This window comes from Arthrobacter sp. BG5, from assembly GCF_056680155.1.
Genome location: NZ_CM155268.1, coordinates 1,185,573 through 1,211,297 on the forward strand (window position 1 = coordinate 1,185,573; position 25,725 = coordinate 1,211,297).

29 protein-coding genes are annotated in these 25,725 nt (G+C 66.4%); 22 read left to right on the top strand and 7 right to left on the bottom strand.

The genetic code is table 11. From position 1 onward, the window contains the following. Positions 1-113 precede the first annotated feature (113 nt). Positions 114-1,079 (top strand): type I pantothenate kinase, encoded by a 966-nt coding sequence (gene coaA / locus AC1MBE_RS05315; protein ID WP_346959843.1) that lies wholly within the window; start codon positions 114-116, stop codon positions 1,077-1,079. A gap of 142 nt (positions 1,080-1,221) precedes the next feature. On the opposite strand, the gene AC1MBE_RS05320 is transcribed toward coaA, so the two are convergent. Further along, positions 1,222-1,458: a hypothetical protein gene (locus AC1MBE_RS05320; RefSeq protein WP_479781337.1), complete on the bottom strand. Its 237-nt coding sequence runs from the start codon at positions 1,456-1,458 to the stop codon at positions 1,222-1,224. On the opposite strand from AC1MBE_RS05320, the gene AC1MBE_RS05325 reads away from it, so the two are divergent. Both AC1MBE_RS05325 and mscL read left to right on the top strand, forming a co-directional pair. Then, positions 1,448-2,014 (top strand): M15 family metallopeptidase, encoded by a 567-nt coding sequence (locus AC1MBE_RS05325; protein WP_479781339.1) that lies wholly within the window; start codon positions 1,448-1,450, stop codon positions 2,012-2,014. The two genes, AC1MBE_RS05320 and AC1MBE_RS05325, sit on opposite strands and share 11 nt — an antisense overlap. A 30-nt stretch (positions 2,015-2,044) precedes the next feature. Next, on the top strand, positions 2,045-2,449 hold the full coding sequence (gene mscL / locus AC1MBE_RS05330) for a large conductance mechanosensitive channel protein MscL (protein WP_479781341.1): 405 nt from the start codon (positions 2,045-2,047) through the stop codon (positions 2,447-2,449). Between the two features lie 77 nt (positions 2,450-2,526). Here the strand turns inward: mscL and glmM are convergent, their stop codons facing one another. From glmM to rplM, 3 genes are all read right to left on the bottom strand, one after another. Then, the gene (gene glmM, locus AC1MBE_RS05335) at positions 2,527-3,888 is read right to left on the bottom strand and encodes a phosphoglucosamine mutase (protein WP_479781343.1); all 1,362 of its coding nucleotides are present in this window, start codon (positions 3,886-3,888) and stop codon (positions 2,527-2,529) included. Positions 3,889-4,039: 151 nt separating this feature from the next. Continuing rightward, the gene (rpsI, locus tag AC1MBE_RS05340) at positions 4,040-4,546 is read right to left on the bottom strand and encodes a 30S ribosomal protein S9 (RefSeq protein ID WP_479781345.1); all 507 of its coding nucleotides are present in this window, start codon (positions 4,544-4,546) and stop codon (positions 4,040-4,042) included. Between the two features lie 38 nt (positions 4,547-4,584). Beyond that, positions 4,585-5,028, bottom strand: coding sequence for a 50S ribosomal protein L13 (rplM, locus tag AC1MBE_RS05345; RefSeq protein ID WP_015937805.1), 444 nt, complete (start codon positions 5,026-5,028; stop codon positions 4,585-4,587). 307 nt (positions 5,029-5,335) lie between these two features. On the opposite strand from rplM, the gene AC1MBE_RS05350 reads away from it, so the two are divergent. The 18 genes from AC1MBE_RS05350 to AC1MBE_RS05435 all read left to right on the top strand — a co-directional run bounded on the left by AC1MBE_RS05350 (position 5,336) and on the right by AC1MBE_RS05435 (position 21,321). Then, positions 5,336-6,001, top strand: a complete 666-nt coding sequence (locus tag AC1MBE_RS05350; RefSeq protein WP_479781347.1) for a prepilin peptidase — start codon at positions 5,336-5,338, stop codon at positions 5,999-6,001. A gap of 272 nt (positions 6,002-6,273) precedes the next feature. Continuing rightward, positions 6,274-6,483 (top strand): Flp family type IVb pilin, encoded by a 210-nt coding sequence (locus tag AC1MBE_RS05355; RefSeq protein WP_479781349.1) that lies wholly within the window; start codon positions 6,274-6,276, stop codon positions 6,481-6,483. Between the two features lie 135 nt (positions 6,484-6,618). Then, on the top strand, positions 6,619-7,044 hold the full coding sequence (locus AC1MBE_RS05360) for a TadE/TadG family type IV pilus assembly protein (RefSeq protein ID WP_479781351.1): 426 nt from the start codon (positions 6,619-6,621) through the stop codon (positions 7,042-7,044). Then, positions 7,032-8,048 carry a pilus assembly protein TadG-related protein gene (locus AC1MBE_RS05365; RefSeq protein ID WP_479781353.1) on the top strand — a complete coding sequence of 339 codons (1,017 nt, stop codon included), beginning with the start codon at positions 7,032-7,034 and terminating at the stop codon, positions 8,046-8,048. The genes AC1MBE_RS05360 and AC1MBE_RS05365 overlap by 13 nt, the downstream gene beginning before the upstream one ends. Before the next feature lie 21 nt (positions 8,049-8,069). After that, entirely contained in the window at positions 8,070-8,861 is a 792-nt protein-coding gene (cpaB, locus tag AC1MBE_RS05370) for a Flp pilus assembly protein CpaB (protein WP_479781355.1), read from the top strand. Then, the gene (locus AC1MBE_RS05375; protein WP_479781357.1) at positions 8,858-10,060 is read left to right on the top strand and encodes a CpaE/TadZ family protein; all 1,203 of its coding nucleotides are present in this window, start codon (positions 8,858-8,860) and stop codon (positions 10,058-10,060) included. The genes cpaB (AC1MBE_RS05370) and AC1MBE_RS05375 overlap by 4 nt, the downstream gene beginning before the upstream one ends. Continuing rightward, on the top strand, positions 10,057-11,529 hold the full coding sequence (locus AC1MBE_RS05380; protein WP_479781358.1) for a TadA family conjugal transfer-associated ATPase: 1,473 nt from the start codon (positions 10,057-10,059) through the stop codon (positions 11,527-11,529). Before AC1MBE_RS05375 ends, AC1MBE_RS05380 begins: the two co-directional genes overlap by 4 nt. Before the next feature lie 2 nt (positions 11,530-11,531). Further along, positions 11,532-12,479 (top strand): type II secretion system F family protein, encoded by a 948-nt coding sequence (locus tag AC1MBE_RS05385; RefSeq protein WP_479781360.1) that lies wholly within the window; start codon positions 11,532-11,534, stop codon positions 12,477-12,479. 17 nt (positions 12,480-12,496) lie between these two features. Then, positions 12,497-13,378, top strand: a complete 882-nt coding sequence (locus AC1MBE_RS05390; RefSeq protein ID WP_479781361.1) for a type II secretion system F family protein — start codon at positions 12,497-12,499, stop codon at positions 13,376-13,378. Between the two features lie 254 nt (positions 13,379-13,632). Further along, complete coding sequence (locus AC1MBE_RS05395) at positions 13,633-13,857, top strand: Flp family type IVb pilin (protein ID WP_479781363.1); 225 nt, start codon at positions 13,633-13,635, stop codon at positions 13,855-13,857. 105 nt (positions 13,858-13,962) lie between these two features. Then, positions 13,963-14,337, top strand: a complete 375-nt coding sequence (locus AC1MBE_RS05400; protein WP_346959859.1) for a TadE/TadG family type IV pilus assembly protein — start codon at positions 13,963-13,965, stop codon at positions 14,335-14,337. Further along, on the top strand, positions 14,325-15,362 hold the full coding sequence (locus AC1MBE_RS05405; RefSeq protein ID WP_479781365.1) for a pilus assembly protein TadG-related protein: 1,038 nt from the start codon (positions 14,325-14,327) through the stop codon (positions 15,360-15,362). The genes AC1MBE_RS05400 and AC1MBE_RS05405 overlap by 13 nt, the downstream gene beginning before the upstream one ends. Positions 15,363-15,403: 41 nt before the next feature. Beyond that, a complete protein-coding gene (gene cpaB, locus AC1MBE_RS05410) occupies positions 15,404-16,171 on the top strand; it encodes a Flp pilus assembly protein CpaB (protein WP_479781367.1) in 768 nt (255 codons plus the stop codon). Continuing rightward, positions 16,168-17,361 (top strand): CpaE/TadZ family protein, encoded by a 1,194-nt coding sequence (locus AC1MBE_RS05415; protein ID WP_479781369.1) that lies wholly within the window; start codon positions 16,168-16,170, stop codon positions 17,359-17,361. The genes cpaB (AC1MBE_RS05410) and AC1MBE_RS05415 overlap by 4 nt, the downstream gene beginning before the upstream one ends. Beyond that, positions 17,362-18,879 carry a TadA family conjugal transfer-associated ATPase gene (locus AC1MBE_RS05420; RefSeq protein ID WP_479781371.1) on the top strand — a complete coding sequence of 506 codons (1,518 nt, stop codon included), beginning with the start codon at positions 17,362-17,364 and terminating at the stop codon, positions 18,877-18,879. Between the two features lie 7 nt (positions 18,880-18,886). Beyond that, positions 18,887-19,819 (top strand): type II secretion system F family protein, encoded by a 933-nt coding sequence (locus tag AC1MBE_RS05425; protein ID WP_479781373.1) that lies wholly within the window; start codon positions 18,887-18,889, stop codon positions 19,817-19,819. Between the two features lie 7 nt (positions 19,820-19,826). After that, a complete protein-coding gene (locus AC1MBE_RS05430) occupies positions 19,827-20,708 on the top strand; it encodes a type II secretion system F family protein (RefSeq protein ID WP_479781375.1) in 882 nt (293 codons plus the stop codon). Between the two features lie 154 nt (positions 20,709-20,862). Further along, positions 20,863-21,321 (top strand): Hpt domain-containing protein, encoded by a 459-nt coding sequence (locus AC1MBE_RS05435; RefSeq protein ID WP_479781377.1) that lies wholly within the window; start codon positions 20,863-20,865, stop codon positions 21,319-21,321. Here AC1MBE_RS05435 and AC1MBE_RS05440 read toward each other — a convergent pair. Next, positions 21,318-22,100: a response regulator transcription factor gene (locus AC1MBE_RS05440; RefSeq protein WP_479781379.1), complete on the bottom strand. Its 783-nt coding sequence runs from the start codon at positions 22,098-22,100 to the stop codon at positions 21,318-21,320. The genes AC1MBE_RS05435 and AC1MBE_RS05440 overlap by 4 nt on opposite strands. Before the next feature lie 253 nt (positions 22,101-22,353). Here AC1MBE_RS05440 and AC1MBE_RS05445 point away from each other — a divergent pair, with 253 nt between their 5' ends. Then, on the top strand, positions 22,354-24,033 hold the full coding sequence (locus AC1MBE_RS05445) for a sensor histidine kinase (RefSeq protein ID WP_479781381.1): 1,680 nt from the start codon (positions 22,354-22,356) through the stop codon (positions 24,031-24,033). Between the two features lie 109 nt (positions 24,034-24,142). Here the strand turns inward: AC1MBE_RS05445 and AC1MBE_RS05450 are convergent, their stop codons facing one another. Together AC1MBE_RS05450 and rplQ are read right to left on the bottom strand one after the other, a co-directional pair. Further along, entirely contained in the window at positions 24,143-25,033 is an 891-nt protein-coding gene (locus tag AC1MBE_RS05450; RefSeq protein ID WP_479781383.1) for a tRNA pseudouridine synthase A, read from the bottom strand. Positions 25,034-25,064: 31 nt separating this feature from the next. Continuing rightward, the gene (gene rplQ, locus AC1MBE_RS05455) at positions 25,065-25,661 is read right to left on the bottom strand and encodes a 50S ribosomal protein L17 (RefSeq protein WP_479781385.1); all 597 of its coding nucleotides are present in this window, start codon (positions 25,659-25,661) and stop codon (positions 25,065-25,067) included. Positions 25,662-25,725: the final 64 nt, after the last annotated feature.

The following is a 25,725-nucleotide window of genomic DNA, read 5'->3' on the forward strand; positions in this document are numbered from 1 at the left end:
GCCTAGCTGGTTTCCCGGTCATCCGACGTAGGATGAGCCGGTCCGGTGCCGCCGCAGCGGGCTGCGGGGGTGTCCATTTCGCTCTGGGCCTTCTCAAGGGCAGAATCTCTAAGGTGACTTTGCAACGCAACGACGCGAACGGCGAGGGCGTCTCCCCGTTCGTTGAGCTGGACCGGCAGACCTGGTCCCGGCTCGCTGCCCAGATGGAGCAGCCCCTCAACGAAGAGGACGTGCTCCGCCTCCGGGGACTGGGCGACCCCCTCGACATGAAGGAAGTCCGCGAGGTCTACCTCCCGCTGTCCCGGCTGCTGCACCTATATGTCGAGGCCGCCAACCAGCTCCATGCGGCCACCACCACATTCCTGGGTGAAACAACCCAGCGCACCCCCTTCGTGATCGGCGTGGCCGGCTCCGTCGCGGTCGGCAAATCGACCATCGCCCGCGTGCTCCGCGAAATGCTGCGGCGCTGGCCCGGCACGCCGAACGTCGAACTGATCACCACCGACGGGTTCCTGTATCCCCTCGCCGAGCTCAAGCGCCGGCAGTTGCTGGAACGCAAGGGCTTCCCGGAGTCCTATGACCGGCGCGCCCTGCTGCGCTTTGTCAGCGAAGTCAAGGGCGGCGCCGAGGAAGTGCGGGCGCCCTGGTACTCGCACGTCACCTACGACATTGTGCCCGGCAAGGAAGTGGTGGTCCGGCGCCCGGACGTACTGATTGTCGAGGGGCTGAACGTGCTGGCCCCGGCCCGCCCGCGGCACGACGGCCGGCAGGGCCTGGCGCTGAGTGACTTCTTCGACTTTTCCATCTACGTGGACGCCAAGACCTCCTATATCGAGGAGTGGTACGTGGACCGGTTCCGCAAGCTGCGCACCACTGCCTTCGCGCAGCCGGAATCCTACTTCCACCGCTACGCGACGCTTTCCGATTCGGAGGCCGAGCAGACCGCCCGCGAGATCTGGAAGCGCATCAACGAGCCGAACCTGGAGGAAAACGTCCTCCCCACCCGCGGCCGGGCCCAGCTGGTGCTGACCAAGGACGCCGACCACTCCATCCGCCGCATGCTGCTGCGCAAGGTGTAGCACAGGTGTGCCAGAACTTCCCCGGCGGGGTGCCGGGCCCGGAATCACCGAGCCGGCGGACGGTCGGGCGCTTCCTTGCCGCCGGGACGGCCCTGGCCGTCCTGGCCGCCGTGGCAGGCTGCAGCCCGGGCAGCAAGACTCCTCAGTCGGCCTCCGGCACGGCTGTGCCAACTGACGGCCTGTCCGGGACGGCCACGTCCGCTTCCGCGCCGCCCACGGCCACTGCCGCTCCCGCCCCTCCGACGTCGGCGCCCACCAGCACGGTCACGGCCACTCCGCCGCCCACGGCTTCGCCGTCGAGGACTGCGCCGGCGTCGACCGCGCCGGGTCGGAAGTATTCCCTGACGGATCCTGCGAGCCCGTGGGTAGTGGTGAACAAACACCGGCCGCTCTCCCCCGCGACGTTCGTTCCGGCGGACCTGGTCCAGCCTGCCGTCAGGCTGGCAGTGTCCGGTGAGGCGGCGCTGCTGAACCGCACGACGGCGGCGGCGGCCCAGCGGATGTTCGCGGGCGCGGCGGCGGCCGGCGTCGTACTGACCCTGGCGAGCGGCTACCGCTCCTACGCCACCCAGATGGCCACCTACAACGGCTACGTGTCGTCGCGGGGGCGCGCCGAGGCGGATACCGCCTCCGCCCGGCCGGGTTACTCGGAGCATCAGACGGGCTGGTCCTTCGACATCGGCGACGGCGGCGGGGCGTGCAGCTTCCAGCCGTGCTTTGCCCAGCAGCCGGCCGCAGTGTGGGTCAAGGCCAACGCGCACCGCTATGGTTTCATCGTCCGCTACCCCTGGATGGAGCACCCGGTCACCGGCTACTTCTACGAGCCGTGGCACCTCCGCTATGTGGGCGTCGAGACCGCCGGCGACATGCACCGGCGGGGCATCGCCACCCTCGAGGAGTATTTCGGCCTGGAAGCCGCGCCGGCCTACCGCTGAGTACGAGGGTCCCGCGCTAGCGTGGAGTCCATGCTGACTGGATTCAAGAACTTCATCATGAAGGGCAACGTCATTGACCTTGCTGTCGCCGTCGTGATCGGAACCGCCTTTGGTTCGGTCGTCACTGCCCTCGTGAACAAGGTGCTCATGCCGTTCATTGCCGGCCTGGTGGGGTCGCCAAACTTCGACAGCTTCGCGAAGGTGGACCTGAACGGCAACGCCATCGAATTCGGCGTCCTCCTGACCGCGATCGTCAACTTCCTGCTGATTGCCGCCGCGATCTACTTTGTGGTTGTCATGCCGATGAACCACATGATCGAACGCCGCAACCGCAGGCTGGGCATCAACGCCGGAGTCAAGGACGAGGCTGCCGAAGACCCGCAGCTCGCACTGCTCACCGAGATCCGCGACGCCCTGACCCGCACCACCCGCTAGCTCCCGCAAACCAACGCACTGTGGCCCGCTTCCTGACGGAGGCGGGCCACAGCTTTTGGATCTTCGGGTCTTAGCCGTCAGTCGGCGACGAGGGCCAGGGCCAGCTCGGTCCGGACCACGTCGGCCAGGCTTTCGGCAATGTCCTGCGCCGTCTGCTGGTCGGCGGCTTCCACCATCACGCGGACCACGGGTTCGGTCCCGGACGGGCGCAGCAGCACCCTGCCGGTGTCGCCCAGCTGCGCCTCGGCGCGGGCTACCGCCGCGGCCACGGCCGCGTCACCCTTGACCCGGGTCCGGTCGACGCCCTTGACGTTGATCAGCACCTGCGGGAGCTTGGTCATCACCGCGGCCAGCTCCTTGAGCGGGCGGCCGGTGAGCGCCACCTGCGCGGCCAGCTGGAGGCCGGTAAGCACTCCGTCGCCGGTGGTGGCGTAGTCGGCGAAGATCACGTGGCCGGACTGCTCGCCGCCAAGGTTGAAGCCGCCCTCGCGCATTCCTTCCAGCACGTAGCGGTCCCCCACCCCGGTCTCGCGGAGGGTGATGCCCGCCTCGCGCAGGGCGATCTTCAGGCCGAGGTTGGACATCACGGTGGCAACGAGGACGTCGTCCTTGAGCTTGCCGGAGGCTTTGAGGGCCACAGCAAGGATGGCCATGATTTCGTCACCGTCCACCTCGTTGCCTTCGTGGTCCACGGCCAGGCAGCGGTCGGCGTCGCCGTCGTGGGCGATGCCCAGGTCAGCCCCGTGGTCCAGGACGGCCTGCTTGAGCGGGCCGAGATGGGTCGACCCGACCCCGTCGTTGATATTGATTCCGTCCGGGTCCGCCCCGATGACCACCAGGTCGGCGCCGGCGGTCTTGAAGACCTGGGGCGAGCAGCCGCTGGCCGCGCCGTGGGCGCAATCCAGCACCACCTTGAGGCCGTCCAGCCGGTGCGGCAGGGTGCCAAGCAGGTGCACGATGTAGCGGTCCTCCGCGTCGGAGAACCGCTGGATACGACCCACATCGCCGCCGACCGGCCGCTGGGGCTCCTTGGCCAGCTGCGCCTCGATCGCATCCTCGACCTCGTCGGGAAGCTTCTGGCCGCCGCGGGCGAAGAACTTGATGCCGTTGTCCGGGGCGGGGTTGTGGGAGGCGGAGATCATCACGCCGAAGTCGGCGTCGAGGTCGGCCACGAGGTACGCCGCTGCGGGCGTCGGCAACACGCCGGCGTCGTAGACGTCGATTCCCGAGCTGGAGAGGCCGGCCTCCACGGCGGCGGCGAGGAACTCGCCGCTGGCCCGCGGATCGCGGGCGACGACGGCGCGCGGCCGGTTGCCGTTGGTGTTGCGGTCGTGGCCAAGCACCACTGCGGCGGCCTGCGCCAGTTGCAGCGCCAGCTCTGCGGTCAGTAGGCCGTTAGCCAGGCCCCGGACACCATCTGTTCCAAATAATCTAGACATCGTGCCCCAGTTTAGTCGATGAGGCGCCGGGTCCCCGTCCCGGACCGTCGCACGCCTGTTAAACGACGGAAACCCGCCCCGCAGAATGCGGGACGGGCTTCCGGTTCCAACCAGCGGCCACAGTCGCGGCCACAGCTTGGGAAGGCGCTGTTTAGCGCTTGGAGTACTGCTGGGCCTTGCGAGCCTTCTTGAGACCAGCCTTCTTACGCTCGATGACGCGGGCGTCACGGGTAAGGTAGCCGGCCTTCTTCAGCGTGGCGCGGTTGTTGTCGATGTCGATCTCGTTCAGCGAACGGGCGATGCCGAGGCGCAGCGCGCCGGCCTGGCCGGAGGGGCCACCGCCGTGGATGCGGGCGATGACGTCGTAGGCGCCTTCGAGATCGAGGATCTTGAAGGGCTCGTTGACGTCCTGCTGGTGCAGCTTGTTCGGGAAGTAGTTCGACAGCTCGCGGCCGTTGATGGTCCACTTGCCGGAGCCCGGCACAACGCGAACGCGTGCGACGGCTTCCTTGCGGCGGCCAACAGCTGCGCCGGCGACGGTCAGTGCCGGACGTTCCTTCTTCGGAGCGGCTGCGTCGGCAGCACCGCTCTCCGAGGTGTAGCTGGTCAGGTTTTCCTCAGCCTCAACGGCTTCGGTGGTCTCTTCGTTCTGAGCCACGGTTCTCCTTGTATTAATAAGTTGTTTGGTGGCCAGGACTACTGGGCGACCTGGGTGATTTCGAAAGTCTTGGGCTGCTGGGCGGCGTGCGGGTGCTCGGCACCGCGGTAAACCTTCAGCTTGCCCAGCTGCTGTGCAGCGAGGGAGTTCTTCGGGAGCATGCCCTTGATGGCCTTCTCCACGGCGCGGACCGGGTTGGACTCCAGCAGCTCCGCGTAGTTGACGCTGGTCAGGCCGCCCGGGTAGCCGGAGTGGCGGTATGCGCGCTTCTGCTCCAGCTTGGCGCCGGTGAGGGCAACCTTTTCAGCGTTGATGATGATGACGAAGTCGCCCATGTCCATGTGGGACGCAAAGGTGGCCTTGTGCTTGCCGCGCAGCAGGATTGCGGTCTGGCTGGCGAGACGACCAAGGACAACGTCTGTGGCGTCAATGACGTGCCACTGGCGGTTGATATCGCCGGGCTTCGGGGTGTACGTACGCACGGTGTTTGCCTCGTTCTTGTTCTGGCGTTCTTGTTTTAGGCGTCACGCGGAGGTGCGCCTACTATCTATGCGCTACCGGAACAGAGGTGAGGGCTCCATGTAACCAGTCATCCTGTGGTCTCGAATGTGCACGTTGAGTAGCTATCCTGCAACCGGATTCTCAAGCGGGCACGCATCATCGAGATAGGACACGCACAACGACTACCAAGAATAGCGGAAGCCGGGGGCGTGGGTCAAAATGGGGTGTCCGGCGGCATGCCGCCCAGCTTGCCGTTCATTTCCTGTCCGCCGCGTTCCTGGAGGTCCCGTGCCTGATCCTGCCTTTGCCGGCTCCGCGCCGCTGCTGTTCCTCGCGGGAACGGCCGCCGCCGGGCTGTGCCTCGGGCTGCTGGGCGACGTCGTGGTGGGACACACCGTGCCGCACCTGGCAGGCCGCCCCACTCGTGCGCAGAAGCTAACGACGGCGGCTGCCGCCTCAGCGCTGTGCACGCTGCTGGCGTGGCGGTTCGGTCCGGCTCCGGAACTGCCGGCATTTATTGTTTTAGCGATTATTGGCATCCAGCTGGCGCGAATCGATATTGTCCACCATTTGCTGCCGAACCGGCTGGTGATGCCACTGCTGGGAGCCGGCATCGTGCTGCTTACGGCCGCTTCGGTGGCACTTGGAGGGTGGGAAGAGCTGGTCCGCGCCCTCGCCGGCGCCGTCATTCTCTTCTTTTTCTACTTCATCTTGGCTCTCATCAGCCCCAGAAGCCTCGGAATGGGCGATGTTAAGCTCGCGGCTCCGCTCGGCCTGTACTTAGGCTACCTAGGCTGGAGCCCCTTGTTCTACGGCGGAGCGCTGGGCTTCGTGGCCGGCGGCCTGGCCGCCCTGGCCCTCGTGCTGAAAAACCGCGGAAACAAGCCCAAGGAAGTCGCCTTCGGGCCCTCCATGCTGGCCGCTGCCCTGATCACCACCCTGCTCTCGGCGTAGTCCCCTCCCCCCGCACCATTTGCGGGGGAACCAGTAAGCGGACTTATCAAAACAAGTAGTTGCCGCCGAGTTGTACGAAAAAACTGAGTACACCCCTCCGGGGGCCATAAGTAAACCCCTCATTTCGTCCGCAGAAGTCGAGTAGTCGGAGCCATTGCAGCGCCGTTAATCGCCGTGCAAATGTTGTCCCATCGAAGCCCCACCAGATAGCAAAAGGGGATTTGCTGGAGCTTCGTAAAACAATTCGAACTCTCCGGAAAAGGACTTTTAAAATGACTGGTCTCATGGTCTCAATGCTTTCTTTCATCGCCGGCGTCAAGGACCGGCTGGAATCCGAAAAGGGCGCGACCGCGACGGAATACTCGCTGCTCGTTGCCTTCATCGCCTTCGGCATCATCATCGCAACCACCGCGTTCGGCACGGCGCTGAGCGGCTGGTTCGGCGAGATGAGCGCCGAAGTCAACAGCTGGGTCGCTCCGTAGTCCGCCACCCGACCACCACTGCCGGACAGGTCTCCCGGTAACTGGTTCTGCATCACCCAGTGTGCCGCGTCCGTGTATCGCGGACGCGGCACATTTCTTTCCAACTTCAGCTGCATCTATCCCTGGGGGGATCCAATGAAGCGCAGCAAGTCAAAGACGCCCGTCGCGGGCGCGAAGGCGCCCGGCAGGGGCGTTGAAAAACGCGAGCGGGGGGCCGTCGCCGTCGAATTTGGCCTGGTGGCACCCATCCTGCTGCTCCTGGTCGGCGGAATCGTCGAATTCTCGTACTTGTACAATCTGCAGATTTCGGTAACCCAGGCCGCTCGCGAGGCGGCCCGGACAATGGCCGTTGAGCATGACGCCACCGCAGCCCGGGCCGCCGGAATAGCCGGGGCGCCAGGGCTCAACGCCGGATCCTTCGGTTTCAACTTCACGAGCGTCTGCGACGGGGGTCCCGGAAATGCGGCCGTCACCGTCACCTACACAGCCGCCGCCTTGACCGGGCTGCTCGGCGCAAACCTCAGGCTCGAGGGCGAAGGAGCAATGAGATGCGGCGGCTAGGCCAGCCAATCGAGAAGGAACGCGGTGCGGTCGGCGTCTTGGTGGCGGTGATGATGCTGGTCCTGATCGGCGCCGGCGCGATGGCCGTGGACGTCGGCCAGATCTACGCCGAACGCGCACAACTGCAGAACGCCGCGGATGCCGGCGCCATGGCAGCGGCACAGCGGTGCCATGCAGGCGGCGGATGCACCGTCGCCGAGGCGACGTCCTGGGCCGCCGAGCTGAGCGGTCCAAACTCCAACGACGGCGCGACCAACATTGCCGAAGTAGATCTCTCGGTACCCAACCAGGTCACCGTGGCAACTTCCACCCGCAACGGTGCCAGCGGCGCGGGGTTCCTCACGCAAATGTTCGCACGTGCACTCAACGCCCCTCCCGTGACGGTCGGGGCGCGGGCCACGGCATCCTTCGCCCCGCCGGGCGGCGCCACCGCCTTTCCACTGGCAATCTCTGATTGTCAGTACGACCTTTCCGGCGCCGAGGAAACCGGTGATATCCAGTTGATCAAGTACAAGCCCGACAGCGGGACGTGCACTTCCACCTCGGGGCATGTTATTCCCGGCGGCTTTGGCTGGCTGGATGAAAGCGGCACCTGCGTGGCTACCACCGACGCCGGCGACATTGCAGATACCGACACCGGCGCCGACTTCCCCAACACCTGCACAGCGACCGTCACCGCCTGGCGGAACACCATCCTGGCCGGAGGCACGGTGGAAGGCACGTTTCCGGTCTACGACGACGCCGGCGGCACCGGCCACGGCGGCTGGTTCCACATCCGGGGCTACGCGACTTTCAACATCATCGGCTGGGCCTTCTCCGGCGGCGGAACGCCTGAGGTCTTCCGGGCGACGATGCCCTGGGTTGGAGATCCGGCCAATGCTTGCACCGGAAACTGCCGGGGCATTATCGGGCAATTTGTGAGATTTGAATCGATTGATGCCGTAGGAGAAGCACCTGGTACAGGTGCGGATCTAGGCACTGTGAATATCAAGTTAATTAAATAGGTAATTTTCTAAGGGGTTAAAATGAAAGCACGCCTGCTGGGGGGCATCGCCGCATTACTTGTGGCAGTTATTGGAACAGTCTTACTCGTCTCATATGTTCAAAATGCAGATAAACGCGCCATGGCCGGAACCGAAACGGAAAGTGTCTACATCGTGCAGGAGGCCATTCCGGCCGGCACACCTGCCGACAAGGTCTCCTCCTCGGTGACCAGGAAGGAAGTACCGAAGGCGGCACTGGCCAGCAACAATGTGACGAACCTCGCCTCACTCGGCTCGAAAGTCACAGCGGTGGCACTCGTGCCAGGCGAACAGCTCCTCTCAAGCCGAATGGTGGACGAGCAAGCTTTCCTCGGTCCGTCCCGGGTCCAAGTTCCGGCCGGGCTTCAGGAAATCACCCTGAAACTGCCCATCGAACGCGTTGCCGGCGGCAAGGTGACTGCCGGCGACACTGTTGGCATCTTCCTGTCGCTGGAATCCGCAACCGCCGGCACCAACGGGCAGAAAGTGAGCAAAACGCAACTGGGCTTCCACAAGGTACTCGTCACCGCTGCGCAGTTCAGCGATGGCGCTGCCGCGCAGACGGCGCAATCTGCCGGCGCCGCCGGGACCACCCAGGCAGCGTCGACGTCGAGTAGCAGCACCACCAAAGTGCCAAGCGACCGAACCTACCTGATCACGATCGCCCGGAATGCCGCTGACGCCGAACGGATCGTTTTCGCGGCGGAGTTCGGCAAGGTCTACCTGTCCAAGGAGCCCAATGGCGCCTCCGAAGCGGGCGCCAGCTACGTGGATTCGTCGAGGTTGTTCCGATGAGCCGCTTCGTCCTGATCACGCCAAACACCGATTTCGAACGTCTGGTCCGCCTGGCTATCGGCGGAATGCACGGCGGACTCCATGTGTTCAAAGCTGACTACCTTCCCGAAGGGCCCGCGGACATCATGCGTCAAATGGTCGGTGACCCGCCCGAGGTCCTCATCCTCGGTCCCGGCGTCCCCGTGGCCGACGCGTTGAAATTAGCGGCCGTGGTCGACCTCCAGTATCCGGAAATCAGCGTGATCCTGGCGGTCACTGCCGCCCCGGAGACCGTCGTCCAGGCGATGCGCGCCGGCGTTCGAGACCTGTTGGATCCCGGAGCCGACCCCGACACCATACGGGTGATGTTGGAGCGAGCCAGCCTCGCCGCTGCCGGCCGCCGCCGAGGACTCGGACCGCAGGCCACCGAGCATGCCGACCACGGCTCCGGGCGTGTCATCGCGGTGATGTCACCCAAGGGTGGCGTGGGTAAGACGACGGTGGCTACCAACCTCGCGGTGGGTCTGGGGAAAGCTGCGCCCATGAGTGTGGTCATAGTGGATCTTGACCTCCAGTTCGGCGACGTAGCCAGCGGGCTCCTGCTCGATCCGGAATTCACCATCACCGATGCGGTGATGGGGGCGGCCAGCCAAGACTCCATGGTGCTGAAGACCTATCTCACGGTCCATCCGGCGGGCATCTACGCGTTGTGTGCCCCCCGGACGCCCGTGGAGATGGACCGCATTAGCGCGGCGCACGTTTCCCACCTGCTGGAGCAGTTGCGGCAGGAGTTCCGGTACGTGGTCGTGGACACCGCGCCGGGCCTCGGCGAACACGTCCTAGCCACACTGGAACAAGCCACGGATGCAGTATGGATCTGCGGCATGGACGTCCCCAGCATCCGGGGCCTGCGAACCGGGTTCCACATCCTGGAGGAACTGAACCTGGTGCCGGCCCACCGCCACATCGTGCTCAACATGGCCGACCGCCGGGCGGGGCTGTCACTCAAAGACGTTGAAGCCACCATCGGAGTGCCCGTGGACGTGGTATTGCCACGCTCCCGTACCCTCCCGTTCTCCACGAACAAGGGCGTCCCCGTACTGCAGGACGGCAGCCGCGACGCCACCCTCAAGGGCCTCCGTCAATTGGTGGACCGTTTCAAGCCGGAGTGGGAAGCCAGGCCGCACAAGCAACTTCACAGAAGGGCGGTATTCCAGTGAGCCTCACGGACCGATTCCAGCAACTACGTGGGGGCACGCTGCCCGCCGCGCCGGAGGAGAAGGCCGCCGTCGACGTCTTCGCTTCCCACGCCCCGCCGGCGACTTTGGGGCGAATCCTTGAGGCCAAGACGGCGGCCGAGTCGCAGCCGGGGTTCGCTGAGCTCCAGCAGACTGCAACCGTTGCCAGCGAGGCGCTCAACGCGCTCAAGGAACGGGCCAGCCAGGCCCTCTTCGAACGGCTCGGGTCTCGCATCACCGATTCCTCCATCGATGAATCGGAACTCCACCAGTCAGTCAAGGATGAGCTTAAGGCTGTCGTGGATGAGGAGCAGATCCCGCTCACCTCGGTCGAGCGGCAGCGGCTGATCCGGGAGATCATCGACGACGTACTCGGCCACGGCCCCATTCAGCGGTACCTGGACGATCCCACGGTGGCAGAGGTCATGGTCAACCGCTTCGACCAGATCTACGTCGAGCGCCAGGGGCAGCTGCAGCTGACTGACGCCAAGTTCAGCTCGGACGACGCCCTGCGACGGGTCATCGAGAGGATCGTCTCCAATGTGGGACGCCGGATCGACGAATCGTCCCCGTTGGTTGATGCCCGGCTGTCGGACGGATCCCGCGTCAACGCCATCATCCCGCCGCTAGCCGTCAACGGACCGGCGCTTACCATCCGGAAATTCGGCCGGGATCCCCTGACCGTCCACGACCTGATCTCGATGGGCAGCCTGTCGCCTGAAATGGCGGAGCTGTTGCGGGCCTGTGTCCTTGCCCGGCTAAACATTATCGTTTCCGGCGGCACCGGCACCGGCAAAACTACGCTGCTGAATGTGCTCTCCTCGTTCATTCCGAGCTCGGACCGGATCGTCACCATCGAGGACGCCGTGGAGCTGCAATTGCAGCAGGACCACGTGGTCCGGCTGGAGAGCCGCCCACAGAACATCGAGGGCAAAGGCGAAATCTCCATCCGCGATCTGGTCCGTAACTCGCTGCGAATGCGGCCTGACCGCATTGTGGTGGGAGAGGTCCGCGGCGGCGAGTGCCTGGACATGCTGCAAGCCATGAACACCGGCCACGACGGCTCTATCTCCACGGTGCACGCGAACTCGCCACGGGATGCCATTGCCCGGCTGGAAACCTTGGTGCTAATGGCCGGCATGGATCTGCCGCTACGGGCCGTCCGCGAACAGGTGGCTTCGGCGGTAAACCTGATCGTGCATATCTCCCGCCTCCGCGATGGTTCGCGGCGCGTCACGCACATCACGGAGGTCCAGGGCATGGAGGGCGATATCGTCACGCTGCAAGATGCCTTTGTCTTCGACTACTCTGCCGGCATCGACGCCAGCGGCCGGTTCCTCGGCAAGCCCATACCCACCGGTGTGCGGCCCCGCTTCACGGACCGCTTCGCCGAGCTCGGAATCCCGATTTCGCCAGCGGTCTTCGGCGCCGTGCCTGTCAGGGGGCGGTAAACGTGCCGGACCAGTCTCCTCTTGTTTTTATCGCCGGTCTCGTCCTGGCCTACGCGGCGTTGGCAACGATGGTCGCCGTCGTCTTCAAACCAAATATCGTGCCGCTGTCGCGGCGTCGTCCCGACGATGCAGCCGTTCACTCGTCAAACCTCTCACGGCTCACGGATCACGCCGTGCACACGCTCAACCGAGGCCTCCGCAGCCGCGGCTCCGGGCTGCTGGGGCGCGAGAAGCTCGACGGCGCTGGCTTGAAAAACCAACCAGGCGACTACCTGCTGATGGCCGGGGCCATCACTTTCGTGGCCGTCGTGCTTGGCTTCCTTCTGGCCGGGCCCTTCCTCGCCGCGCTCCTGCTGCTGCTGACGCCAACTGGCCTCATCCTGCTCCTTAACATCCTTATCTCCCGGCGGCACAAGAAGTTCGATGAGCAGGTGCCCGATTCACTTCAGATGCTGGCGGGCGGTCTCCGCGCCGGCCACAGCCTGCTCCGCTCGGTTGACGCCGCCGCCGAGGAGAATGAGGCCCCGATGAAAGAGGAGCTCAACCGGGTGGTGAACGAAACCCGGATCGGTCGTGATCTCGGTGAAGCGCTCGGGGATGTTGCCAGGCGTACTGATAACGAGGACTTCGCCTCGATCACCAGAGCCATCGAGATCCACCGGGAGGTCGGCGGCGACCTCGCCCAGGTCCTGGACCACGTCGGCGACACCATCCGCGACCGCAACCAGATCCGGGGCCAAGTCAGAGCCCTCAGCGCGGAAGGCCGGATGTCCGCCATGGTCCTGATGGCCCTGCCGATCGTGATGTTCATTGGGCTAACGCTCTTCAACCCGACCTACTCGAAGGTCTTCTTGACCACGATTCCCGGATATCTGATGATCCTCGCCTCAGTGGTTCTGCTGTCACTTGGCGGCTTCTGGCTCAGCCGACTCATTAAACCGAAGTTCTGAGAAGTAGGGAGTGAACTGTGCAAACTATTGCCTACGCAGCCATCTTGGCGGTCATCGCCCCGCTCTCGATCATGACTTGGCTTGCTTTCACCGGAGACCGGGGGGGCCTTCGAAACATCCAGTCCAACCTTGGCCGCGGCCCGCAGGCCGCCGGTTCTGCGCTCTCCGCCACCGGCCAATTGGCGGCCCTGAGCCGGAAGGCCACCCCGAAGGGCTACACTGCGTGGCTGGACAAGCAGCTAGCCGGCGCCGGCAGGCCCAAGGACTGGCCCCTGGCCCGCGTCATCATGGTCAAGCCCCTGCTGGCCCTGGCTGGGGCCGTCATGGGGATCTTCCTCGTTGCCGGAAGTCCCACCGTGGTCAACGTTCTTCTGATGGTGGCCATGACTGCGCTGGCCTACTTCGTCCCCGACATTCTGATCCGTAGCAACGCCCAGAAGCGGCGCGAAAAGATCAAGCTCGAACTACCTGACACCCTGGACCAGATGCTGATCTCGGTCCAGGCCGGTCTCGGTTTCGAAACCGCCATGGCCCGCGCAGGCCAGAACGGCAAGGGTCCGCTCGCCGAGGAACTGATCAGGACCCTGCAGGACATCCAGGTGGGCCGCTCCCGTAAGGACGCATACCTGGCCATGGCCCAGCGGGTGGATGTCCCGGATCTTCGGTCCTTCGTACGGGCCGTGGTGCAGGCCGACGCCTATGGCATCGCCATCGCAAGTGTACTTAACTCTCAGGCGAAGGACATGCGGGTCAAGAGGCGCCAGCGGGCGGAAGAGCACGCCATGAAGATGCCGGTCAAGATGCTCTTCCCGCTGATCTTCTCAATCCTCCCCACGCTCTTCATCGTGGTGTTGGGGCCCACGGTCATGAGCATCATGGAGGTTTTCACCAACAAGTAACCTCGTGGCCCCTCTTCGGGCCACCCATAGACCGGACCCCCTTGGTACCCAGAGCCAAGGGGGTCCTCTTGCGTGCCCGGCCGTATTCCGCAGCTCCCGGCGCAGGATCCGCGCAGTGAAAGTACAGGAAATGTGCAATTTGGGAAGTCTTGGCACAGGATGTTCCAAACTCCGATTGACGGCGTGTCGGCGCTTGCTAAGTTCCTCTCAGTGCTGGTGCAGGGCCAGCCGCCCAACTCGCTCAGGAGTCACCAATGCGTTCCTACTTCTCCAACATCGCAACCCGCCTTCGCCGCGACCAGCGCGGCGCCACCGCCGTCGAATACGGCATCATGGTCTCGCTCATCGCCGTCGTGATCATCGTCGCAGTAACGCTGCTCGGCGGCACCTTGAGCAACACCTTCGACAAGGTGCAGTGCCAGGTGTCCGGCCAGACTTGGACCGACGGCGCAGCCGGGGCAGACGGGACTTGCGCGTAAGCCCCTAGGCCTAGTCACAGCACATTGGCCCCTGACTGTGTGGTGGCGGCACTAAGCCGCCACCACACAGTCGTATCAGGCAACTTCCCAGGAAGGCGGTCCCCCATGTCCAAGACAAACGAACGGGGCGCCGTTGCGGTCGAGTTCGCCCTCCTCGCCCCGGTCCTGGTGATGATGCTGCTGGGAATCATGGAATTCGGCCGCGCCTACAACGTGCAGATTTCACTCTCCAGCGCCGCCCGTGAGGGCGTGCGGGTGATGGCCATCAACAACAGTGCTTCCGCGGCGCGCACTGCGGTCAAGAACGCCACCACCGGGCTGAGGCCCGCCTTAGCCGACTCCAACATCACGATCAGCCCCACCCCTTGCACCTCCGGTGCGCAGGTGACGGTCAAGATCACCTACACCCTCTCCACCATGACCGGCATCGCCGGTCCGTTCCCGATGGAAGGCAAAGGAGTCATGCTGTGCGGCGGATAAGCACTCGGGTAGCCGCAGCGGACCGCGAGCGCGGCGGGATTGCCATTATGGTTGCGGTCCTGATGGTGACGCTGCTCGGTTTCGCGGCCCTCGCCGTCGACGTCGGCATGCTGTATGCCGAGCGGACGCAGCTGCGTAACGGCTCCGACGCCGCTGCCCTGGCTGTAGCGCAAAAGTGCGCCAAGGACATCAACGACGCCCAATGCTCGGCCACGTCCACGCTGGCGCGGGGCCTCGCCAACGGCAACGCCGGCGACGGTGCCAGCAACATCCAGTCCCTGCTCCTGGACAAGGTCAACCGCACGGTCACCGTCGCCGCCGCGGCCCAGGAGCCCGGCAAGGAGCCGAACCGGGTGTCCTTGTTTTTCGCGCGCGCTCTGGGCTACACCTCCGCCGAGGTCTCGGCGACATCCGCCGTCACGTGGGGCAGCCCGGTGAAGGGTCCGACGGCGTTTCCCGTTACCTTCTCGATCTGCCAAGTCCAGGGCCACGTCGACGGCACCCTGCAGTTGCTGCAGAACCACGGCAGCAACGCCAACCCGGACTGCAACTACGGCCCCTCCGGGGCAGCCGTCGAGGGCGGCTTCGGCTGGTTGGTCAGCGACCCCGGGGTGTGCGGCGGGCTGATCGACCTTGCTTTGGCGGAGAGCGGCAGCGACCCGGGAAACAGCTCCCCGTCGGTTTGCGCGGCCACCTTGAATCGTTGGGCCTCTGACCTTACCGCCGGCAAGGAGGTAGTGGTCCTGCTCCCGGTTTTTGACCGCGTCACCGGTACCGGCAGCGGCGCCGTCTACAGCCTCAAGTCCTTTGCCGCGTTCAAGGTCAAAGGCTGGAAGTTCAGCGGCAACAGCACCCTCCCCGACACCTTCCAGAACACGGCCCCCACGGTCCCCGCGGCCGTGGCGTGCGACGGCAACTGCCGTGGCATCATCGGCAGTTTCATCAAATATGTCTCGCTGGCGGACGGCTTCACGCTCGGCCCGGTCGATTCCAGTGGAGCCACCGTAGTCCGCCTCACGAAGTAACCCAGTACACCCGCAGTCCCTCACCGGTTCAGGAGCAGTTTTTGAAGTCACGCTTATTGGCAGGACTGGCCGCCGTCGTGCTGGCCATCGTCGGCGCCATCCTCGTCGTCAGCTACGCCCAGGGCGCCGACACCCGCGCCGTGCAGAACCTGGAGCCGGTCTCCGTGATGGTGGTGCAAAAGGCCATTCCCGCCGGCACCCCCGTGGAGACGCTGCGTGCCTTTGTCACCAGCCAGGAGCTCCCGGGCAAGGCTGTCTCCAAAACAGCGCTGAAGAACCTGGACGGCTTGGCCGGGAAGGTGACAGCCGTGGAGCTCTTGCCGGGTGAGCAGCTCGTGGCAGAGCGGTTGGTCGAAACGGAAGCGCTCCAGGCCAGTGGATCAGTGAAAGTACCAAAGGGACTCCAGGAGGTTTCCTTCCAGCTCGAGCCGCAGAGGGTCGTCGGCGGGCGGCTGGCACCCGGCGATCACATCGGCATCTTCATTTCGCAGAAAAAAGGCGGACTCGAGGCCAAGCCCGACAAGGAGACCACCCAGCTAGCCATCCACAAAGTCCTGATCACGGCAGTGCAGCGCGCCCCCGTCGCCACTCCCAGCCCGCAGCCCAACGCCACCGGCGCTCCCGACGCCCCGGTGGAGGACACTTCGCTGCCCACCGGCGCTTTGCTCCTCACGGTTGCAGTCAACGATGTCAACGCGTCAAAGATCGTCTACGCCGCCGAATTTGCGACCCTCTGGTTGAGCAAGGAACCGCTCGACGCAAAGGAAAGCGGACAAGGCGCAATGCAGGGAACGGAGGTCTACAAGTGAGCCGCTTCGTTTTGATCACCCCAAACACTGACTTCGATGCGCGCGTCCGCCAGGCCGTGGCGGGCGGGCTGCCGGGCGGCGTCCAGACTTTCGCGTTCGTCAACCCGGCCAATCCCGGTGAACTGTTCGCCAACCTCAACCAGGAGCGTCCCGAGGTGCTGATCCTCGGACCCGACGTTCCGATTGAAGACGCGCTGCGGCTCGCCACGGTGTTTGACGTGCAGCTTCCCGAGCTGAGCGTGATCCTGGTGGGCGAACCCGAGCCGGAGTTTGTGCTGCTGGCTATGCGTGCCGGGATCCGGGACATCCTCAGCCCCGCCTCGGACCCGGCCCAGATCCGGGTGCTGCTGGAGCGTGCCTGCCAGTCGTACGCCAGTCGGACCCGGGCCACAGCCGTGCAGCAGCCGGACAGCAAGCCCCGGGGCCTGGTGATCGGCGTCTTCTCCCCCAAGGGCGGCGTCGGCAAAACCACCATCGCCACGAATATCGCCATCGGGCTGGGCCAGGTGGCCCCCATGGGCGTTGTCATCGTGGACCTGGACCTGCAATTCGGCGACGTGGCCTCCGGCCTGTACCTGAACCCGGAGCACACCGTCACCGACGCGGTCTCCGCCTCGGCCAGCCAGGACTCGCTGGTCCTCAAGGCCTTCCTCACGGTCCATCCCAGCAGCATCTATGCCCTCTGCGCGCCCCGTACGCCGGTGGAGGCCGATGACATCACGCCCCAGCAGGTCAGCCGGTTGATCGAACAACTCGCCGAGCAGTTCCAGTACGTCGTCGTGGATACGGCCCCGGGTTTGCCGGAGGTGGGCCTGGCCGCGATGGAGCAGTGCACCGACGTCGTCTGGGTCAGTGCCATGGACGTCCCCAGCATCCGCGGCCTCCGCTCGGGGCTGGAAATCCTGCGCCGGCTGGACCTGCTTCCGGAAACCCGGCACGTGGTCCTGAACATGGCGGACTCCAAGTCCGGGCTCAGCGTCCAGGACGTCGAAGCCACCATCGGCGCGCCGGTGGACGTGAGCATTCCGCGTTCCAAGGCGGTGGCCTACTCCACGAACCGCGGGATCCCGGTCCTGCAGGACGGGCGCAAGGACCCGGCTGTGAAGGGCCTGCGGCAACTGGTGACACGCTTCGACCCGGCCTGGCGCGCCACGGCCCAGAAGAAACTGCACCGCAGGGTGGTGGTTTAAATGAAACTCTCCGAGCGACTCTCCGCGGCGGAAGCCGGCCCGCACGCACAGCCGGCAGCGCCGAAGCAGCCGGCTGCGGTGGCGCCGACGGCCGCCCCGGTGGCCAGCCCGCCCCGCCTGTCCCCCCGCGTTGAACCGGCACGCCCCGAGCCGTCGCGCCTCGCCGCGGCAGCCGCGCCGTCGTTTGCGGAACATCCCGACACGGCGCGCGCCAAAGGCCAGCAGCCGGTGGACGCGTTCGCCGCGCTCAAGGAGCGGGCAGCCACCGCCCTGTTCGAACGGATGGGCACCCGCTTCAGCGATTCGGCGGTCAAGGAAGAGGAACTGCGCGCCACCGCGCGCGATGAACTGACCCGCATCATCGACGCCGAACAGGTGCCGCTGTCCACCGAGGAGCGCACCCGGCTGGTCCGGGACGTCGCGGATGACGTGCTCGGCTACGGCCCGCTCCAGCGGCTGCTGGATGACCCCGCGGTCACCGAGATCATGGTCAACCGGATGGACCAGATCTACGTGGAACGCAAGGGCCAGCTCACCCTGACCGACTCGCGCTTCAGCTCCGAGGACCACTTGCGCAAGGTGATCGAACGTATCGTCTCCAAGGTGGGCCGCCGGATCGACGAGTCCTCTCCGCTCGTGGACGCACGGCTCGAAGACGGCTCCCGCGTCAACGCCGTCATCCCCCCGCTGGCCGTCGGCGGGTCCTCGCTGACCATTCGAAAGTTCAGCAAGGTACCGCTGACGGTGCGGAACCTGATCGACTTCGGCACCCTGACCCCCGAGATGGCGGAACTGCTGAACGCCTGTGTCCGGGCCAAGCTGAACATCATCGTTTCCGGCGGCACCGGCACCGGCAAGACCACGCTGCTCAACGTCCTGTCCTCCTTCCTGCCGCACGACGAGCGGATCGTCACCATCGAGGACGCGGTGGAACTCCAGATCCAGCAGGAACACGTGGTCCGCCTCGAAAGCCGGCCGCCGAACACCGAAGGCAAGGGCGAGGTCACCATCCGCGACCTGCTGCGCAACTCCCTGCGTATGCGGCCGGACCGGATCGTGGTGGGCGAGGTCCGCGGCGGCGAGTCCCTCGACATGCTCCAGGCTATGAACACCGGCCACGACGGCTCGCTTTCCACGGTGCACTCGAACTCGCCGCGCGACGCCGTCGCCCGCCTTGAGACGCTGGTGCTGATGGCCGGCATGGACTTGCCGCTGCGGGCCATCCGCGAGCAGATTGCCTCCGCCGTGAACCTGATCGTGCAGATCTCCCGGTTGCGTGACGGCACCCGGCGAATCACCCACGTGACCGAGGTGCAGGGCATGGAGGGGGACATCGTCACCCTCCAGGACGCCTTCGTCTTCGACTACTCCGCCGGCGTGGACGCGCACGGCCGTTTCCTCGGCAAGCCGGTGGCGACCGGGATCCGGCCCCGCTTCATCGACCGCTTCGAGGACATGGGCATCTACGTTTCCCCCAACGTCTTCGCGGCTCCCCTGGCCGCGGCCGGGAAGGCGTGAGCCGGCCATGACACTGACTGTCGGCGTCGCCTTCCTGATCGCTGCCCTCCTGCTGCTGGCCGTGGCCGTCCTCTCGCCCGGGGCGGCACGCGTCCCACTGGACCGACGGCGGCCGGTCCAGGCCGCCCCGGACTCCTCGCTCAGCCGGTTCGCCGGGTCCGCGGTCAACCTCGCCGACGGCTTCTTCGCGCAGCGCAAAGTCCGGCTCTTCAACCGCGACGCGCTGGAACAAGCGGGACTGCGCATGGGCCAGGGCGACTTCTACGTCCTGCTCGCGGTCGGCGCGTTCGTCGGCGCCCTGGCCGGTTTCGTCGTCGGCGGCCTCCTACTTGCCCTCCTGCTGGTCCTGCTCGCCCCGGTAGCCGGGCACCTGGTCATCACCGTCCTGACCGGCAAACGCCGCGCCAAGTTCGACGACCAGCTCGGTGACACCCTGCAGCTGCTGTCCGGCGGCCTGCGCGCCGGACACAGTATCCTGCGCGCCATCGACGCTGCCGGCAGCGAATCGCAAAGCCCGACGGCGGAGGAAATGCGCCGCGTCATCACCGAAACGTCCCTCGGCCGCGACCTGCTGGCCTCGCTTAACGACACCGCCGAGCGGATGCGGAATGAGGATTTTGTCTGGATTGCCCAGGCCATCCAGATCAACCGCGAGGTGGGCGGCAACCTCGCCGAGGTGCTGGACCAGGTGAACGAGACGATCCGCGAGCGCAGCGAGATCAAGGGCCACATCAAGTCCCTCGCGGCGGAGGGCAAGTTCTCCGCCTACATCCTGATGGCCATGCCGGTGGGCATCGTGGTGATGCTGATGCTGGTCAATCCCGGCTACATGAACGTGATGTTCACCAACCCGCTGGGCTGGGGCATGATCGCGGCCTCCGTGATCCTGATGACGATCGGTGGTCTGTGGATGCGCAAGATCATCGACCTGAAGTTCTGAGCGGCCGATGAGCCCCCTGGTCCTGAGCGCCGTCCTGCTGATCTGCCTCCCGGTCTCCTACCTGGCGTGGTCCTTCCTTTCCGTTGACCGCCAATCCCAGCGGGCCATCCGGGAAATCCTCTCGCTGGGAACCGGACCGGCCGAGTCCGCCGCCCCGAAGGACACGGCCCTGCTGGAGCGCATCGGCCACCGGCTGACGCCCGCGGGCTATGTGAGAAAACTCGACCGGCTGCTGTCCCTGGCCGGCCGCCCGGCCTCGCTCCCGCTCGGACGGGTGCTCGCCGCCAAACCGCTGCTGGGACTGCTCGGGGCGGTCCTCGGCCTGTGGCTGGCCAGCACGCCGGCGCCCCTGCTGAAACTGGTGGGCTTGTTCGTGATGCTCCTGGGCTACTTCATCCCGGACCTGCTGCTGTACAGCAAAGGCCAGGAGCGCCAGAAGATCATGCAGCTGGAGCTGGCCAACACCCTGGACCAGATGCTGATCTCGGTTGAGGCCGGCCTGGGGTTCGAAGGGGCGATGGCCCGGGCCGGCGAAAACGGCAAAGGTCCGCTGGCCGAGGAGCTGGTCCGCACCCTGCAGGACATGCAGGTGGGGCGCAGCCGGCGGGAGGCCTACCAGGCGCTGGCGGCACGGACCAACATCCCGGAGCTGCGCAGCTTCGTCCAGGCCGTGGTGCAGGCCGACACCTACGGCATTGCGATCAGCCGGGTGCTCAGGATCCAAGCCAAGGTGATGCGCGTCAAACGGCGCCAGCGGGCCGAGGAGAAGGCCATGAAGTTGCCCGTCACTATCCTCTTCCCGCTGCTGTTCTTCATCTTTCCGGTGCTCTTCATCGCTATCCTGGGTCCCGCCGTGATCAACGCCATCGCGACGTTCAGCGGCCAGTAAGCAGCAGCCAAACAGGCCGCAGCGTCCGCTCCGGAATGCGGTAAATCGCCCCGCGAAACGTTCGGCACAAAGGCGGCACAAGGATAGCCACAAGGTTTCCGCAGGATACCCTGCCGACTCCGGCGCCGGTCCGGACAGCTAGTACCGTAGTGCCATGTCTCTTTTAGCTGCCTGCCCCGACGAGGGAAACGCGGGCCCCCTGCCCGCCGCCGATGCCCCGGCAGGAGGCGCCGAACTGTTGGCGCCGTATCCCGACGCCGCTCCGCTCGTGGACCCCGCCGCCCTGCAGGACCTGGGCGAGCAGCTGAACAGTCCCGCCGTCGCCAAGGGCTTCGCCCGGGACTACGCGCAGATGTGGGACCAGCGGTACCAGGCCCTTGCCGGCGCCCTGGACCGCCGCGACCCGGCGGCCGCGCTCGACGCCGTCCTGAGCCTCAAGACCTCCTCGTCGATGGTCGGCGGCCTGCGCCTGGCCAAACTCGCCGCCGAACTCGAAGCAGCGATCCGGGGCGGGGACCTGGCGCATGCCACATCGCTCTTGGACGAACTCGCCGCCCGCGGCAGTGAAACCGTAAACGAACTCCAGTTCAGCTACATCCTCTGGGAGCGCTAGAAGCGCCCGGCGTGCTGGGAGCGCTCGGGCGCCAGCCGGTAGCCCACTCCGCGCACCGTCTGGAGCCAGCGCGGCTGCACCGGGTCCTCCCGGAGTTTCCGCCGCAGGTTCCCGATGTGCACTTCAACGGCCCGCTCATCGGACTCGCTGATGTAGGCGTCGGCCCGGTAGTACTCCCCACGTACCACCCGCACCAGCTCGGTCTTGGACTTCACCGCACCGGCGCCGCGAAGGAGCGCGTGCAGCAGGTCGAACTCGCTGCGAGTGAGGGCGAGCGGATCGCCGTCGACGGTCACCGAACGCATGTCAGGATTCAGGGCCAGCCCGTTGTGGCGCAGGACGTTGTCCGGAACGGCGACGGCGCCGTCCGGGCGCGCAGCCGCCGGGCCCGACGCGCCCTGGCCGTCCTGCCGCGGCCGGCGCATCATCGCGGCCACCCGGGCCCGCAGTTCACGGGGCCGGAACGGCTTGGTCAGGAAGTCGTCGGCGCCGGTGTGGAGCGCGGTCAGCGTGTCGAGTTCATCGGTCCGGGCGGTCAGCATGACGATGTACGCGTCGCTGAACTGCCGGATCCGGCGCAGCACCTCGTAACCGTCGATATCGGGAAGGCCCACGTCCAGCGTGACCACACTGGCGTCGCGGCGCCGGACGACCTCGACCCCTTCCCGGCCCTCGGCCGCCGAATGCACCTCGAAGCCGGCTTGCCGGAGCACCGCCTCCACAAGGTTGCGAACATCCGCATCGTCCTCAACAACGACGGCCACCCCAAGGTCAGTCATGCCACCCTCACATCCGATGCTGGTCCGCCGGCCGGTGGTTGCTCACCGCGGCCGCCGCTACAAAACCGGGGCTGATGCCCCGGACGCCCAAACCGCGTCCCGAGGACGCGGCGTACGCATGTCCTGCCACAATACCCATCCCGGGACCCGATTTCGGTCTCCGGCTCAGTAACACGGGCAACCGTAATATGTTTGTAGTCAAGTATGTGTGACAGCAATGTAAACTCCAGATGCGAGGAAGGGGCGCTAGTCATTGGGTGAACGGCGGCTGATCCTCGGCGCGGGCATGGACCGCCGCTTTGGCGCCCTGGCGCCGCGCGCCCGGGTGCTGGCCGCCCAGTTGCCCGTGACCCTGCTGCTCGCCGCCGCCGTGGCCGCCGCACCGGAAGCCTGGCACCTTCATTGGGCCTGCCCCTGGGGCCAGGCCGCCCTCGCGCTGCACGCCGCCGTCCTGCTGGCCTGCCTCCTCGTGCCGTGGCACCGGCTGGGGCCGCTGGCGCCGCTGGCCATCCCGGTCCTGGACCTGGCCGCCATCGGACTCAGCCGGGTGGCCGCCGCGGAGGAGCTGCCGGGGCTGGGGGTGCTGTCCGTGCTTCCCGTGGTCTGGATTTCAGCCTCGCGGCTCTCCCCCGCCTTCATTGTCGCCGCCAGTTTCCTGGGGCCGCTGCTGGCGGGACTGCCCTGGTACTTCGCCGCTGGCGCCGGCGACGGTGCCGGCCGCATCGCCACCGTGGTGCTGCTGGCACTGGTGACCCTGGCGGTCTCGCTGGCCATGCAGCTCGCCCGGGCGCAGTTGCGGCGCCAGCAGCGCAAGGTCGACGCCACGGAGGCCGAATTGCAGGCCCTGCTCGCAGAAAGCCGGGAGCGCGAACGGCTGCTCAATGCCATCCTGGACACCATCGACGTCGGCATCGTCGCGATCGGGGCCGACGGCCGTCGGCTGCTCACGAACAGCTGGCAGGCCCGGCTGGAAGCGTCCGCGGCGCCCACCGGTGCAACACCGGCCGATCCGGAGTGGGAAGAGCAGCTGCTGCTGACCGGCCGGGATCAGTCCACCCCGCTCCCGCCCGGCCGGCGCCCGCTCCGCCGGGCGCTGAAGGGCGAGTCCTTCGCGGACCACCTGGTCTGCTTCGGGGAAGCACCCGGCAGCCGGGTGGTGTCCACCGGCGCACGGCCGCTGCGGGACGACGACGGCGGCTTCCGCGGCGCCGTCGTCGTGTACAACGAGGTGACCGGGCTGGTCAACGCCCTCGCCGCCAAGGAAGACGTCGTCGCGACGGTATCGCACGAGTTCCGCACCCCGTTGACCTCGATTATCGGCAACCTGGACCTGGTCCTTGGTGAGGAGCTGTCCCTGCCGGTGCTGCGCCGGATCGAGGTGGCACAGCGTAACGCCGAGCGCCTCCTCGCCCTCGTCTCCGACCTGCTGATGTCCGCCAGCTCCGCCGTCCAGGTCCACCCGCGCAGGACGGACCTGGCCGGCCTGGTGGAGGCGACGCTTGGCTCCGCGCAGGCCCACGCACAGTCCTCCCGGGTGTCCTTGGCAATGGACGTGCCGGCGCCGCTGTGGGCGCACGTGGACCCGCTGCGGATCGGGCAGGCCCTAGACAACCTCGTCTCCAACGCGATCAAGTACTCCCCCGACGGCGGAGCCGTAACGGTCTCGGCCCGCGCGGACGGCGGCCGGGTGCTTCTGCGGGTGGAGGACAGCGGCATCGGCATGACCGCCGCCGACGCCGAAAGGGTCTTCACCCGGTTCTTCCGGAGCCCGGCGGTGCGGGACGGTGCCATCCCGGGGGCCGGGCTGGGCCTGTCCATCACCAAAGCGATCGTCGAGGGCCACGGCGGCTCCATCTCGTGCAGCACTCTGCCCGGCTGCGGAAGCACCTTCACCGTGGACCTGCCGGCCGACGGAGCGCCGGCCGCCTTCTAGGCTGGGCCGGAATCTCCCCGACTTTGGCGCCGCCGGACGGCGTGTTACGCCGAACCGCCGCCGCGCCAAGGTTCGGTGCCGGCAAAGGTGGGGAAAGTCCGCGGGGTCTTTACGAGCGCCGGGCGCGCGTCAGTTCGGCCCGCGCCAGCAGCCCGCTCGCAGAGGGGTACGCCACCTCTTCAAGTACCAGCGGATGCGGGGCGGCCAGGACGGACCGGGCATCCCGCTGACGGGCGACCAGCCGCTCATACAGCCAGCCCGGCTCCTCCAGACCGGCCCCGACGTAGAGCACCGATCCCACGAGCGAGCGGACCATGTTGTGGCAGAAGGCGTCTGCCTGGACGGTGGCGACGATGACGCCGTCGGTGCCGCGGGTGAATTCGAATCGCTGCAGTTCCCGGATGGTGGTGGCGCCTTCGCGCGGCTTGCAGTAAGAGCGGAAGTCCTGCAGGCCCAGCAACCGGGACGCACCCTCGTTCAGCAGGCCGGTGTCCAGCCGCTCCTTGTGCCATAGCGTGGAGTACCGCCCCAGCGGGTCCCAGAGGGCCGCCCCGTCTGCGATCCGGTAGCTGTAGCGCCGCCACAGTGCGGAGAACCGCGCGTCGAAGCCTTCCGGGGCGAGGGCGACCCGGTGCACCTCGATCGCGCCGCTGAGCTCGCCCAGTCCCCGGCTCAGGGCGCCTCGGAGCCGCCGGAGCAGTGCGGCCGCAGGGTCGAGCTCGGCGCCCCGGTTCAACCCCTGCCATTCCGCCTCGCTCAGGTCCAGGTGCACCACCTGTCCGCGGGCATGCACGCCGGCGTCGGTGCGGCCGGCCACCGTGACCCGTACGGGACGCCGGATCAGCAGGGCGAGGGCTTCCTCCAGGACGCCCTGGACGGTGCGCCGTCCAGGCTGCAGGGCCCAGCCGCTGAACGGGCCGCCGTCGTACGAAAGGTCCAGCCGGATACGCAAAAACCCGCCGCCCCCCATAACGGGGGCAGCGGGTTTGAGCTCGTTCATAGACTTAAGTCTATAAGAAGGTCTTAGCGAATTACTTCGCGTCCTTCTCGGACTCGGCGGCAGCTTCCTCGGCGGCCGGAGCCTCTTCAGTCTCTGCTGCTTCGGTCTCGGCTGCTTCGGTCTGGGCGGCCTCAGCTGCGGGAGCCTCTTCGGTCTCGGCGACTTCGGTCTCGGCGACCGGAGCTGCTTCAGCCTTGTCGGCCTCCTGCTTGTCAGCATCGCGCTTCGCGGCGGAGGTAGCCTCGGCTACCACTGCCTGCTTGGCGGAAACCGGCTCGAGAACCAGTTCGATGACAGCCATGGGAGCGTTGTCGCCCTTGCGGTTGCCGATCTTGGTGATGCGGGTGTAGCCGCCGTCGCGGTTCTCCACTGCCTGGGCAATGTCGGTGAACAGCTCGTGGACGACGCCCTTGTTGCTGATCAGGCCGAGCACACGACGGCGGGAAGCCAGGTCGCCGCGCTTGGCGAAGGTCACCAGGCGCTCGGCGTACGGCTTCAGCCGCTTGGCCTTGGTCACCGTGGTGGTGATCCGCTTGTGCTCGAACAGTGCGGCTGCCAGGTTCGCGAGCATGAGGCGCTCGTGAGCCGGGCCGCCTCCGAGGCGCGGACCCTTAGTGGGGGTAGGCATAACTATTTCTCCTCATATGGAAGCCGGCGGGCTGTGCACGCTGCGGTGCGTCCAGCCTGCTGGC

Coding starts and splice junctions, on each gene's coding strand:
- mscL (WP_479781341.1), top strand. CDS start 2,045: ATGCTGACTGGATTCAAGAACTTCATCATGAAGGGCAACGTCATTGAC.
- glmM (WP_479781343.1), bottom strand. CDS start 3,888: ATGTCTAGATTATTTGGAACAGATGGTGTCCGGGGCCTGGCTAACGGC.
- AC1MBE_RS05355 (WP_479781349.1), top strand. CDS start 6,274: ATGACTGGTCTCATGGTCTCAATGCTTTCTTTCATCGCCGGCGTCAAG.
- AC1MBE_RS05360 (WP_479781351.1), top strand. CDS start 6,619: ATGAAGCGCAGCAAGTCAAAGACGCCCGTCGCGGGCGCGAAGGCGCCC.
- AC1MBE_RS05365 (WP_479781353.1), top strand. CDS start 7,032: ATGCGGCGGCTAGGCCAGCCAATCGAGAAGGAACGCGGTGCGGTCGGC.
- cpaB (WP_479781355.1), top strand. CDS start 8,070: ATGAAAGCACGCCTGCTGGGGGGCATCGCCGCATTACTTGTGGCAGTT.
- AC1MBE_RS05375 (WP_479781357.1), top strand. CDS start 8,858: ATGAGCCGCTTCGTCCTGATCACGCCAAACACCGATTTCGAACGTCTG.
- AC1MBE_RS05395 (WP_479781363.1), top strand. CDS start 13,633: ATGCGTTCCTACTTCTCCAACATCGCAACCCGCCTTCGCCGCGACCAG.
- AC1MBE_RS05400 (WP_346959859.1), top strand. CDS start 13,963: ATGTCCAAGACAAACGAACGGGGCGCCGTTGCGGTCGAGTTCGCCCTC.
- AC1MBE_RS05420 (WP_479781371.1), top strand. CDS start 17,362: ATGAAACTCTCCGAGCGACTCTCCGCGGCGGAAGCCGGCCCGCACGCA.
- AC1MBE_RS05425 (WP_479781373.1), top strand. CDS start 18,887: ATGACACTGACTGTCGGCGTCGCCTTCCTGATCGCTGCCCTCCTGCTG.
- AC1MBE_RS05430 (WP_479781375.1), top strand. CDS start 19,827: ATGAGCCCCCTGGTCCTGAGCGCCGTCCTGCTGATCTGCCTCCCGGTC.
- AC1MBE_RS05435 (WP_479781377.1), top strand. CDS start 20,863: ATGTCTCTTTTAGCTGCCTGCCCCGACGAGGGAAACGCGGGCCCCCTG.
- AC1MBE_RS05440 (WP_479781379.1), bottom strand. CDS start 22,100: ATGACTGACCTTGGGGTGGCCGTCGTTGTTGAGGACGATGCGGATGTT.
- AC1MBE_RS05450 (WP_479781383.1), bottom strand. CDS start 25,033: ATGAACGAGCTCAAACCCGCTGCCCCCGTTATGGGGGGCGGCGGGTTT.
- rplQ (WP_479781385.1), bottom strand. CDS start 25,661: ATGCCTACCCCCACTAAGGGTCCGCGCCTCGGAGGCGGCCCGGCTCAC.